Origin of the sequence: Pseudomonas sp. KB_15 (assembly GCF_052114525.1) — a bacterium.
GTDB lineage: Bacteria > Pseudomonadota > Gammaproteobacteria > Pseudomonadales > Pseudomonadaceae > Aquipseudomonas.
Window position 1 is genome coordinate 351,141 of record NZ_JBFREX010000003.1, and the last position, 12,817, is coordinate 363,957.

General features: G+C 58.8%; 10 protein-coding genes. 2 read left to right on the plus strand and 8 right to left on the minus strand.

The genetic code is table 11. The features are described 5' to 3' along the window. Positions 1–132: 132 nt before the first annotated feature. Positions 133–1,098 (minus strand): GlxA family transcriptional regulator, encoded by a 966-nt coding sequence (locus tag AB4Z35_RS05800; protein ID WP_442096313.1) that lies wholly within the window; start codon positions 1,096–1,098, stop codon positions 133–135. 358 nt (positions 1,099–1,456) lie between these two features. Here AB4Z35_RS05800 and AB4Z35_RS05805 point away from each other — a divergent pair, with 358 nt between their 5' ends. Continuing rightward, a complete protein-coding gene (locus AB4Z35_RS05805; protein ID WP_442096314.1) occupies positions 1,457–2,098 on the plus strand; it encodes an HD domain-containing protein in 642 nt (213 codons plus the stop codon). A gap of 142 nt (positions 2,099–2,240) precedes the next feature. Here the strand turns inward: AB4Z35_RS05805 and AB4Z35_RS05810 are convergent, their stop codons facing one another. The 7 genes from AB4Z35_RS05810 to AB4Z35_RS05840 form a co-directional block, all read right to left on the minus strand. Then, positions 2,241–3,131 carry an ABC transporter permease subunit gene (locus AB4Z35_RS05810; RefSeq protein WP_442096315.1) on the minus strand — a complete coding sequence of 297 codons (891 nt, stop codon included), beginning with the start codon at positions 3,129–3,131 and terminating at the stop codon, positions 2,241–2,243. Next, positions 3,128–4,009, minus strand: coding sequence for an ABC transporter permease subunit (locus tag AB4Z35_RS05815; protein WP_442096466.1), 882 nt, complete (start codon positions 4,007–4,009; stop codon positions 3,128–3,130). Before AB4Z35_RS05815 ends, AB4Z35_RS05810 begins: the two co-directional genes overlap by 4 nt. A gap of 35 nt (positions 4,010–4,044) precedes the next feature. Beyond that, positions 4,045–5,187, minus strand: coding sequence for an ABC transporter ATP-binding protein (locus tag AB4Z35_RS05820; RefSeq protein ID WP_007993125.1), 1,143 nt, complete (start codon positions 5,185–5,187; stop codon positions 4,045–4,047). A gap of 73 nt (positions 5,188–5,260) precedes the next feature. After that, positions 5,261–6,358, minus strand: a complete 1,098-nt coding sequence (locus tag AB4Z35_RS05825; RefSeq protein WP_442096316.1) for a polyamine ABC transporter substrate-binding protein — start codon at positions 6,356–6,358, stop codon at positions 5,261–5,263. A gap of 243 nt (positions 6,359–6,601) precedes the next feature. Further along, entirely contained in the window at positions 6,602–7,711 is a 1,110-nt protein-coding gene (locus tag AB4Z35_RS05830; protein WP_442096317.1) for a polyamine ABC transporter substrate-binding protein, read from the minus strand. 189 nt (positions 7,712–7,900) lie between these two features. Then, entirely contained in the window at positions 7,901–9,265 is a 1,365-nt protein-coding gene (locus tag AB4Z35_RS05835; protein WP_116261572.1) for an aspartate aminotransferase family protein, read from the minus strand. A gap of 58 nt (positions 9,266–9,323) precedes the next feature. Next, entirely contained in the window at positions 9,324–10,682 is a 1,359-nt protein-coding gene (locus AB4Z35_RS05840) for a glutamine synthetase family protein (protein WP_442096318.1), read from the minus strand. Between the two features lie 667 nt (positions 10,683–11,349). Between AB4Z35_RS05840 and AB4Z35_RS05845 the strand changes: the two genes are divergently transcribed. Next, positions 11,350–12,726 (plus strand): glutamine synthetase family protein, encoded by a 1,377-nt coding sequence (locus tag AB4Z35_RS05845; RefSeq protein ID WP_442096319.1) that lies wholly within the window; start codon positions 11,350–11,352, stop codon positions 12,724–12,726. Positions 12,727–12,817: the final 91 nt, after the last annotated feature.

The window sequence follows — 12,817 nt, forward strand, 5'->3', positions numbered from 1 at the left end:
GGCCGGCCCCATCGCGAGCAGGCTCGCTCCTACAGGTTTTTCTGGTGTTCACAAAATTTGTGTTCAACAAGGATCCCTGTGGGAGCGAGCTTGCTCGCGATGAGGCCCTCACAGGCAACAAAAAATGTCAGTTCAAACCATCGCCGCAAAGTTCAGCCTGAACTGTTGCGGCGTCACCCCCAGCCGGCGATTGAACACGCTGCGCATGTGCTGGGCATCGCGAAAGCCGCATTGATAGGCCACGGTCTTGAGCGGCGCCCGCGTGCTTTCGAGCATCACCCGCGCCGCATCGACCCGCGCGCGCTCGACGAACTCGGCCGGGGTGATTTTCGCTTCCCTGGCAAACACCCGGGAAAAATTGCGCGCGCTCATGTTGGCTGCATTGGCCAGGTCGGCGATGGTCAGGTCGCCCGTCAGGTTGGCCAGCACGTAATGCTGGACCATAGCCACCGCCGAGTCCGGTTCGGCATGGGGCGTGAGGAAGGGACTGAACTGCGACTGTCCGCCCGAACGCTGAGTGAACACCACCAACCGCTTGGCGACGTTCAGTGCCACTTCCGGCCCGTGATCACGGCCCAGCAGATACAGGGACAGATCGATCCCCGCCGTGACCCCCGCGGAGGTGAACAACTCTCCGTCCTCCATGTAAAGGCGGTCCGCTTCAACCCGGGTCGACGGGCACAACGTCGCCAGCGCTGACGCATCACTCCAGTGGGTGGTGACCGTGCGCGCCTCAAGCAACCCGGCCCGGGCGAGCATGAAGGCGCCGTTGCAGATCGAGCCAAACCGTTGTGCCCGCCCGCAGGCACTGCGTAGCCAAGTGTCGAATGCCACGCCAAAACTCATGAACGGCAACTGCGGCCCGCCAGCCACCAATAACAAGTCGTACCCCTCCAGCGCTTCGCTGAAATGCCGATGGGCATTGAGTGCCAAGCCATTGGAGCACGCCATTATCCCGTGCTCGACGCCAATCACCTCCAGCCGATAGTGATCTGCCGGGGCAAGAAAATGGTTGGCCTCGGAAAACACATCCATGGGTCCGGTGACGTCCAGCGACTGGACGCCGGCGAAGACCACGATGGCAACGGTTTTCTGCATGGTTCGAAACGCTCTCTCAAAATGAAAAGCAGCTGTCACGCGATCCGTAGCAGCTGCCGAGCCTGCGAGGCTGCGTAGCAGTCGTGAAAACACCCACCGAGGTCTTTCAGGTAATCCGCATACCCAGGATTTACGGCCGCTGCGCAGCCGGACGCAGCCTCGCAGGCTCGACAGCTGCTACAAGATGCGTATGCACAATGGGGTCAACCCTAGCCAATCCCCGCGCAACAAGCGAGGTTGGCGCGATATGCACGCTCATTGGCCGGGATCGCAGCCATGGATCGATTGTCCGGTTTCGGGGGGCGGAACAGACTGAAACCCTCAGCGCCGCCAAGGCGTTCACGACGAGGAAAACTCCATGAGCACCACCATCGCCGGCATCAGGATCCCCGACAGCGCATTGGCCAAGGCCACCACCGAATACATCCGTGACATCGAATCGGACCTGCTCTACCACCACTCGCGCCGGGTATTCCTGTTCGGCGCTCTGAGCGGTGAGCGCAAGCAACTGGCCTACAACCCTGAGTTGCTGTACGTCGGGGCAATGTTCCATGACCTGGGCCTGGTGCAAGGTCATCGCAGTGATAACGAACGCTTCGAAGTCGATGGCGCCAACGCGGCAGCCGCATTTCTCAAGCCTTACGGACTGAGCGATGACGATATCGAACAGGTCTGGCTATCGATTGCCCTGCACACCACACCGGGCGTGCCTCAGCACTTGCGACCCACCGTAGCGCTGGTCACGGCGGGTGTCGAGATGGACGTGCTGGGCATGGATTACGCGGCGTTCCCCGCCGTGCAGCGCGAAGCGGTGGTGCATGCGCATCCACGGGGCGAAGGATTCAAGGAGTGCATCATCTGCGCGTTTGCCGACGGCTTGCGTCATCGTCCGCAGACCACATTCGGTAACGTGAAGACTGATGTGCTGATGGATCAGGAGCCGGGGTTCAAACCGATGAACTTCGTCGAGGTCATCCGCCAATCCCCTTGGGTCGCATAAAACCAATGTAGGAGCGAGCCTGCTCGCGATAGCAGTGTGTCAGGCAACAATTAAGTCGACTGAAACTCCGTCATCGCGAGCAGGCTCGCTCCTACATTTTGGACTTGGGTTGAACTCGATCATGAGGTCAACCCGGCATTGCTCAAGCCGCTTCCGGTGCCTGCGCGCGACGCACGTCCGGTTGCTTCCACGAATCGGCGGCCGCTTCTTCGATCGCTTGCTGGATCGCACGACGACGGCCTTCTTCGGCGCGACGGCTGAAGAACCAGACCAGGAAAGTGACGATGGAGACCGCCAACAGGATCAGGCTGGCCACGGCATTGATCTCGGGTTTCACGCCCAGACGTACCGCCGAGAACACTTCCATCGGCAGGGTCGTGGACCCCGGGCCCGACACGAAGCTCGCCAGCACCAGGTCATCCAGCGACAGGGCGAAGGACATCATGCCGCCCGCCGCCAGCGACGGCGCGATCATCGGGATGGTGATCAGGAAGAACACCTTCCACGGTTTCGCACCGAGGTCCATGGCCGCCTCTTCGATGGACAGGTCCAGCTCACGCAGGCGTGCGGAGACAACCACCGCAACGTAAGCGGCACAGAACGTGGTGTGGGCGATCCAGATGGTGACGATGCCGCGTTCCTGCGGCCAGCCGATCATCTGCGCCATGGCCACGAACAGCAGCAACAGCGACAGGCCGGTGATCACCTCAGGCATGACCAGCGGCGCGGTGACCAGGCCACCGAACAGGGTACGGCCCTTGAAGCGCGTAATACGCGTCAGGACGAACGCCGCCAGTGTACCCAGTGCCACCGCCGCCACCGCGGTGTAGCAGGCGATTTCCAGCGAACGCACCACCGAGCCCATCAGTTGGCTGTTGTCGAGCAGGCCGACGTACCACTTGATCGACCAGCCGCCCCACACCGTTACCAGTTTCGAGGCGTTGAACGAGTAGATCACCAGGATCAGCATCGGCAGGTAGATGAACAACAGACCCAGTACCAGCATCAGGCTGGAGAAACGGAAGCGCTTCATTCTTTACCCTCCATTTCCTTGGCCTGACTGCGGTTGAACAGGATGATCGGCACAATCAGGATCGCCAGCATCACCACCGCCAGGGCAGACGCCACCGGCCAGTCACGGTTGTTGAAGAACTCTTGCCAGAGCACTTTACCGATCATCAGGGTTTCCGGACCGCCGAGCAGTTCCGGGATCACGAACTCGCCCACCACCGGAATGAACACCAGCATGCAGCCGGCGATGATGCCGTTTTTCGACAGCGGCACGGTGATTTTCCAGAAGCTGTTGAACGTACTCGAACCGAGGTCGGAAGCGGCTTCCAGCAGGCTATGGTCGTGCTTCACCAGGTTGGCGTACAGCGGCAGGATCATGAACGGCAGGTAGGAATAAACCACGCCGATGTAGACCGCCAGGTTGGTGTTGAGGATCTGCAGCGGCTCGTCGATCCAGCCCATGCTCATCAGGAAACCGTTGAGCAGGCCGTTGTTGCTGAGGATGCCCATCCACGCATAAACGCGGATCAGGATCGCGGTCCAGGTCGGCATCATGATCAGCAGCACCAGCACCGTCTGCACTTCCTTGCGGGCAACGGAGATGCCGTAGGCCATCGGGTAGCCGATCAGCAGGCAGAGGACGGTGCTGAAAAACGCCATCTTCAACGAGCCGAGGTAAGCGGCGATGTACAGCTCGTCACCGCCCAGCATCGCGTAGTTGCCCAGGTTAAGCAGCAGTTGCAGCTTCTGCTCGGCGTAGCTGTAGATTTCGGTGTACGGCGGAATGGCCACGTCCGCTTCGGCGAAGCTGATCTTCAGGACGATGAAGAACGGCAACATGAAGAACAGGAACAGCCAGATGAAGGGAACCCCGATGACCAGTTGGCGGCCACCGGGAATTATTCGATTGAGTCGGCGTTTGAGTTTGCGCATGTTCATGAGCGAAGTACCACGCCACTGTCGTCTTCCCAGTACACGTAGACCTGATCACCCCAGGTCGGACGAGCGCCACGGCGTTCGGCGTTGGCCACGAAGGACTGGACGATCTTGCCGCTCGGCAATTCGACGTAGAACACCGAGTGACCGCCGAGGTAGGCAATGTCGTGCACCTTGCCACTGGACCAGTTGTATTCACAGGTCGGCATGGTCGGGGTTACGAGCAGTTTTTCCGGACGGATCGCGTAGGTCACGGATTTGTCTTGCACTGAGGTGCTGATGCCGTGGCCGACATAGATCTTGCGGTCCAGATCTTTGCAGGTGATGGTCGCGTGGCCTTCGGCGTCGTCGATCACTTCACCGTCGAAGATGTTGACGTTGCCGATGAACTCGCAGACCAGGCGGCTGGTCGGTGTTTCGTAGATGTCGATCGGGCTGCCGATCTGGGCGATCCAGCCCAGGTGCATGATCGCGATGCGCTCGGCCATGGTCATGGCCTCTTCCTGGTCGTGGGTCACCATCACGCAGGTTACGCCGACGCGCTCGATGATTTCCACCAGCTCCAGCTGCATTTGCGAGCGCAGTTTCTTGTCCAGTGCGCCCATCGGTTCGTCGAGCAGCAGCAGTTTCGGTCGCTTGGCCAGGGAACGGGCCAGGGCTACGCGCTGACGCTGACCACCGGACAACTGATGCGGCTTGCGCTTGGCATACTGGCTCATCTGCACCAGCTTGAGCATGTCGGCCACGCGGGCGTCGATTTCAGCGTTCGGGATCTTGTCCTGCTTGAGACCGAAGGCGATGTTCTGCGCCACGGTCATGTGCGGGAACAAGGCGTAGGACTGGAACATCATGTTGATCGGACGCTCGTACGGCGGCATATCGGTGATGTCTACGCCATCGAGGAAGATCCGGCCTTCGGTCGGTCGCTCGAAACCGGCGAGCATGCGCAGCAAAGTGGATTTGCCCGATCCCGAACCGCCGAGCAGGGCGAAAATTTCGCCTTTCTTGATTTCCAGGGACACATCGTCCACGGCAATCGTCTCGTCGAACTTCTTCGTGACCCGGTCGATTTTGACCAGCACCTGCTTAGGTTGCTGGTCGCCCTCGAGGGCTTTCTTATAGGCGCCGGAGGCAACTGCCATTTACGAAACTCCCAAAAAAAAAAGAGTGCAGTTCGCTCAAGGTGAGCCAACCTGGATAGTCTGAGCCTTGAAACTATTTACCCGACTTGACCATGGTCCAGCTGCGGGTCATCAAGCGTTGAATCTTCGGTGGCAACTCGACGGACACGTAGGTCTTGTCGAGCACCTCTTGCGGTGGATAAACCGCTTCGTCGGTGCGAATGGACTGTTCCATCAGTTTGTCCGACCCCGGGTTAGGGTTGGCATAGCCGACGTAATCGCTGACCTGGGCAATCACCTCAGGCTTCAGCAAATAGTTGATGAAGGCGTGGGCCTGCTTGACGTTGGCCGAGTCCTTCGGAATCGCCAGCATGTCAAACCAGAGAGCGCCGCCTTCTTTCGGAATGGCGTAGGCGATGTTGATGCCTTTCTTGGCTTCCTGGGCACGGTTGCGGGCCTGGAAGATGTCGCCGGAGAACCCGACCGCCACGCAGATATCGCCGTTGGCCAGGTCGGTGATGTACTTGGACGAGTTGAAGTAGGTAACGTAGGGACGCACGGCCAGCAACTTGGCGGTCGCCTTCTTGTAGTCTTCCTCGTTGGTGCTGTTGGCGTTCAGGCCCATGTAGTTAAGGACTGTCGGCATCATTTCATCAGCGGAATCGAGGAACGCCACACCGCATTTGTGCAGTTTCTTGATGTTCTCGGGCTCGAACAGCACGCTCCAGGAGTCAATCTTGTCGACGCCCAGCACAGCCTTGATCTTGTCGACGTTGTAACCGATTCCGTTGGTGCCCCACAGGTACGGCACGGCGTACAGGTTGCCCGGATCGTTCTGTTCCAGGCGCTTGAGCAGCACCGGGTCGAGGTTCGAATAGTTCGGCAGCTGCGACTTGTCGAGCTTCTGGAATGCCCCGGCCTTGATCTGCTTGCCGAGGAAGTGGTTCGACGGCACGACCACGTCGTAGCCGGTACGCCCGGCGAGCAACTTGCCTTCCAGGGTTTCGTTGGAATCAAAGACGTCATAAACCGGCTTGATACCGGTCTCTTTCTGGAAGTCGGCCAGTGTCGTCTCGCCGATGTAGTCCGACCAGTTATAAATATGCACGGTGCCGGCGGCCTGAACACTGACTGCAATCGTCAGCCCGACGCCAACCAGCATGGCATTGCGCAACAAAGAAAAAATAGGCAAGTGGAGGTCCTCTAAAATTAGTTGGGCCCAAGTTGCCCCGCGTTACATGACAACCGTGGTTGCCCGGCAACAAAACCGGCGCGCAACTTACCCTCGAAAAACCGTTCCAGCAAAACTTTTATGCAGATACCTGTAGCAGCTGCCGAAGGCTGCGTTCAACTGCGAAGCGGTTGCGCTGTTGAAAACGCGGAGGCCCTTCGGACCTCAACGCAGCCTGCGGCAGCTGCTACAAGGTTTAACTACTTACTTGCCCGACTTGATCTTGGTCCAGCTGCGGGTCATTTCACGCTGGGTTGCCGCTGGCAGGTCGGCGATGGCATACAGCTTGGCCTGCACATCGGCTGGCGGGTAGATGCCTGGATCGCTGGTGATGTCTTTTTCTACCAGAGCTGTTGCAGCGGCGTTACCGTTCGGGAAGCGTACGGCGTTGGTGATAGCGGCCATGACTTCAGGCTTCTGCAGGAAGGTCATGAACTTGTAGGCGCCCTGAACGTTCTCGGCATCCTTGGGAATCGCGACCATGTCGAAGAAGCTGCCAGCGCCTTCTTTCGGAATGGCGTAGCTGACTTTGACCTTGTCACCCGCCTCTGCTGCACGGGACTTGGCCTGCTGAACGTCACCCGAGTAGCCAACCGCTACGCAGATGTTGCCGTTGGCCAGGTCCGAGATGTACTTGGAGGAGTGGAAGTAGGTGATCGAAGGACGAATCTTGAGGAACAGTTCCTCGGCTTTCTTGATGTCTTCTTTCTTCTGGCTGTCGGTTGGCAGGCCCAGGTAGTGCAGCGCGACCGGGAGCATTTCGGTCGGCGAATCGAGGAAGCTCACACCGCAACCCTTGAGCTTGGCGATGTTTTCCGGTTTGAGCAGCACGTCCCAGGAGTCGATGGTGTCGACGCCCAACGCAGCCTTGACCTTCTCCGGGTTGTAACCGATGCCGATCGAGCCCCACATGTACGGGAAGGCATGCTTGTTGCCAGGGTCACTGACCGAAACCGCCTTGAGCAGATCCTGGTTCAGGTTTTTCCAGTTAGGCAGCTTGGACTGGTCCAGCTCCTGATATACGCCGGCCTTGATCTGCTTGGCCAGGAAGTTGTTCGACGGCACGACCACGTCGTAGCCGGACTTGCCCGCCAGCAGTTTGGCTTCCAGGGTTTCGTTGCTGTCGAATACGTCGTAAACGACCTTGATTCCCGACTCTTTCTCGAAGTTCGCGATGGTGTCCGGAGCGATGTAGTCGGACCAGTTGTAGACGTGCAACACCTTGTCGTCCGCCTGAACTGCACCCGCCATCATGCCCGCGACGGACAGGGCGAGAAGTGTCTTGCCTGCAAGCTTTTTACCTAATGCCTTCATGCGTCATGCTCCAAATTTTTCTTTTTTGAACCACTTTGTTCAGCGGCCGAACCCGGGCAACTGGAACCGCGGCTAGTCTGGCAAGATCCACATCGGTCTTTCAAGGAAACGGCCACGCTTTCTGACAGTTCTGAGCGAAAGTTCCTACTTCATATGCAGAACGTTGGACCTTCGCTCAGAGCCTAGCACTTAGCCCTGCAATGCACTCAGGGTCAGGTCAAGGCACTTGCGAGCCTTGGTCACCAGTTCATCGATTTCCGCCGGTGTGATCACCAGAGGCGGAGCGATGATCATGGTGTCGCCGACTGCGCGCATGATCAGGCCATTATCGAAGCAGAACTGACGGCAGATCATGCCTACGCCCTTGCCCTCGTAACGCTTGCGAGTGGCCTTGTCCTGGACCAGTTCGATGGCCCCCAACAACCCAACCCCACGAACTTCACCCACCAGCGGGTGATCGTTCAGTTCCCGCAGACGCTTTTGCAAATACGGTGCCGTTTCTGACTTCACGCGCTCGACAATTTTTTCGTCGCGCAGGATACGGATGTTTTCCAGCCCCACAGCCGCCGCCACCGGGTGCCCGGAATAGGTGAAGCCATGGTTGAAGTCGCCGCCCTCATTGAGCACGTCTACCACTTCGTCACGCACGATCAGGCCACCCATCGGGATGTAGCCCGACGTCAGGCCCTTGGCGATGGTCATCATGTCTGGCTTGAGGCCGTAGAAATCGGTACCGAACCACTCGCCGGTACGGCCGAAACCGCAAATCACTTCGTCAGCCACGAACAGGATGTCGTACTTGGCGAGGATTTCCTTGATGCGCGGCCAGTAGGTGTCTGGCGGAATGATCACGCCGCCGGCGCCCTGGATCGGCTCGGCAATAAAGGCACCGACATTGTCGACGCCGACTTCCAGAATCTTTTCTTCCAGCTGGTTGGCCGCCCATACACCGAATTCTTCCGGGGTCATGTCGCCGCCTTCGGCGAACCAGTACGGCTGGGCAATGTGAACGATACCCGGGATCGGCAAGTCGCCCTGTTCATGCATGTACGTCATGCCACCCAGGCTCGCGCCGGCCACGGTGGAACCGTGATAGCCGTTCTTGCGGCTGATGATGACTTTCTTCTTCGGCTGGCCCTTGATCGCCCAGTAGTGACGAACCATGCGCAGCATGGTGTCGTTGCCTTCAGAGCCGGAACCGGTGAAGAACACATGGTTCATGCCTTGCGGCGCGATGTCGGAGATAGCCTTGGCCAGTTCCAGGACCGGCGGGTGCGCGGTCTGGAAGAACAGGTTGTAGTAAGGCAGCTCGCGCATCTGTTTGCTGGCGGCATCGGCCAGTTCATCGCGACCATAACCAATCGCGACACACCACAGACCGGCCATACCGTCGAGGATCTTGTTGCCTTCGCTGTCCCAGAGGTAAACGCCCTTGGCGTTGGTGATGATCCGCGGGCCTTTCTCTTTCAGCTGTTTGAAGTCGCTGAACGGAGCCAGGTGGTGATCATTGCTCAAGGTTTGCCATTCACGGGTTTGCGGATTGTTGCTGGTCATGTGAATCTCCTAAAAAATCAGGTGAAAGCGCCACCAGACAACGGTGGCGCCCGGCGTATCAGACGGCAAAGAGCAGGAATTCCCTTTCCCACGAACTGATCACGCGCTTGAAGTTTTCATGCTCGGCCCGCTTGACCGCAACGTAGCCAGTGATGAAATTTTTGCCCAGGTAACGCTCGATGATCGCGCTGTTTTCCATGCGTTCCAGCGCGTCTTCGATGGTTAGCGGCAGGCGCAGGTTGCGGCGTTCATAGCCACGCCCCACTACCGGCGCACTCGGGTTCAGGCCTTCGACCATGCCGATGTAACCGCAGAGCAGGCTCGCGGCAATCGCCAGGTACGGGTTGGCATCGGCGCCCGGCAGGCGGTTTTCCACCCGACGGTTCTGTGGCCCCGCATCCGGCACCCGCAGGCCCACCGTGCGGTTTTCTTCGCCCCACTCCACGTTCACCGGCGCCGAGGTGTCCGGCAGGAAGCGGCGGAACGAGTTGACGTTGGGGGCGAACAGCGGCAACAGCTCGGGAATGAGCTTCTGCAAGCCACCGATGTGGTGCAGGAACAGCTGGCTCATGGTCCCGTCTTCATTGGAGAAGATGTTCCTGCCGGTCTCGATGTCGATGATGCTCTGGTGCAAGTGCATGGCACTGCCCGGCTCGCCGGTCATCGGCTTGGCCATGAAGGTCGCGGCGACGTTGTGCTTGAGCGCAGCCTCGCGCATGGTGCGCTTGAACACCAGGATCTGGTCGGCCAGGGACAGGGCATCGCCGTGACGGAAGTTGATTTCCATCTGCGCCGTGCCGTCCTCGTGGATCAGCGTATCGAGGTCAAGGTCCTGCAGTTCACACCAGTCGTAGACGTCTTCGAACAGCGGATCGAACTCGTTCGCCGCTTCAATGGAGAACGACTGTCGACCGGTTTCCGGGCGACCGGAGCGGCCGATTGGCGGTTGCAGCGGGTAGTCCGGGTCGTCGCTGCGCTTGGTCAGGTAAAACTCCATTTCCGGCGCCACGATCGGCTGCCAGCCTTTGTCGGTATAGAGTTTCAGGACTCTCTTGAGCACGTTGCGTGGCGACAGCTCGATCGGGTTGCCTTGCTTGTCGTAGGTGTCGTGGATGACGATGGCGGTCGGCTCGATGGCCCACGGCACCAGGTACACCGCACTCTGGTCGGGACGGCAGATCATGTCGATGTCGGCCGGGTCGAGCAGTTCGTAATAGATGTCGTCTTCGACGTAATCGCCGGTCACGGTCTGCAACAGAACGCTTTCTGGCAGGCGCATGCCTTTTTCGGCGATGAATTTGTTGGTCGGCGAAATCTTGCCCCGGGTAATCCCGGTCAAGTCGGCGATCATGCATTCGACTTCTGTGATCTTGTGGTTTTTCAACCAATCGGTGAGCTGGTCGAGGTTGTTACTCATAAATGCCTCTAGGCTTGAGTTGTCTGACCCTTTCAAGGTCAGGCGTTGTTTGACGCATCGGCGTCGCGTTGTAGAGCGTTTGCGCGGCAGATTATCGTGTTTGCCAACACGGCTGCAGAGGCCGGGCGTGCAGAGTCGCGAGCGGTGCCCTGAACGATGGTCAGGCCGCTATTGTGAATCGGTTCTATATTGAATGGAGTAACCGTAATGGGGGTGCCATCGCGACCGTCCAGAATAACGGACGGGGACGGTTGAACCGTCAGGGACGGAAGGATCACCGGAACCGCTGAGGCCACGGAACGGACGGACGTGCCATCACTGATGTGATAAGCATGCCGACCGACCTGTCTTGAGCAGTCGGTGACGCCGATTATCGGCAGGCGAGACATGAAGCACCCCGGTATTATTGCTGTTATGGGTTTGATTCGAGCTTAGCCTTGTTCATTTTTTTACACAACACCCCCGTAAAAAATACAACACGGCCCGCTCAAGCCCGCGGCCGTCACCGCGCCAAGCGGAGTAAAAACGCCCAAAAGTGCTTCAAAAAAGCCACACGAGCGCTTTTTTAGGGCAAAAAAGGCCTCGCTTGACTTCGGCATGCCGTTCGGGTTGACTGGAATCTGAAAAGATCAATGATTGATATTTTTAACAACAAAGGTGTTGCATCATGTCGGTACCCCCGCGTGCCGTTCAGCTTAACGAAGCGAACGCGTTCCTTAAGGAACATCCTGAGGTTCTGTACGTTGACCTTCTGATTGCGGATATGAATGGTGTGGTGCGCGGCAAGCGCATCGAACGCACCAGCCTCCACAAGGTTTACGAGAAAGGCATCAACCTGCCGGCCTCTCTATTTGCTCTGGATATCAATGGCTCCACGGTGGAAAGCACCGGCCTGGGCCTGGACATCGGCGACGCCGATCGAATCTGCTATCCAATCCCCGATACCCTGTGCAACGAGCCATGGCAGAAGCGCCCGACCGCGCAACTGTTGATGACCATGCACGAACTCGAAGGTGACCCTTTCTTCGCCGACCCGCGCGAAGTGCTGCGACAAGTCGTGGCCAAGTTCGACGAGATGGGCCTGACCATCTGCGCCGCGTTCGAACTGGAGTTTTACCTGATCGACCAGGAGAACGTGAACGGTCGTCCGCAACCGCCTCGTTCGCCAGTGTCCGGCAAGCGTCCAATGTCGACCCAGGTGTACCTGATCGACGACCTCGACGAATACGTCGACTGCCTGCAAGACATCCTCGAAGGCGCGAAGGAACAGGGCATCCCGGCTGACGCCATCGTCAAGGAAAGTGCCCCGGCACAATTCGAAGTCAACCTGCACCATGTGAAAGACGCGATCAAGGCCTGCGATTACGCGGTCCTGCTCAAGCGCCTGATCAAGAACATTGCCTATGACCATGAGATGGACACCACCTTCATGGCCAAGCCTTACCCAGGCCAGGCAGGTAATGGTCTGCACGTGCACATTTCGATTCTCGACAAAGAAGGCAACAACATCTTCGCCAGCGAGGATCCCGAGCAGAACGCCGCGCTGCGACACGCGATCGGCGGTGTGCTCGAGACCCTGCCGGCGCAGATGGCGTTCCTCTGCCCGAACGTCAACTCGTACCGCCGTTTCGGCGCACAGTTCTACGTGCCGAACTCGCCGAGCTGGGGCCTGGACAACCGTACCGTGGCCGTTCGCGTACCGACCGGTGCTCCAGACTCCGTACGTATCGAACACCGCGTGGCCGGTGCCGATGCCAACCCGTACCTGCTGATGGCATCGGTGCTGGCCGGTATTCACCACGGCCTGACCACCAGGATCGAGCCGGGTGCTCCGGTCGAAGGCAACAGCTACGAGCAAAACGAGCAGAGCCTGCCGAACAACTTGCGCGATGCCCTGCGCGAGCTGGACGACAGCGAAGTCATGGCCAAGTACATCGATCCGAAATACATCGATATCTTCGTGGCCTGTAAAGAGAGCGAGCTGGAGGAGTTCGAACACTCCATCTCCGACCTCGAGTACAACTGGTACCTGCATACCGTGTAAGCGGTTGCAGTAGTGAAGAAACGCCGCCGGCCTCACAGCCTGCGGCGTTTTTTTATGGCCGCCTTCGGCGGATCGCGAGCAAGCTCGCTCC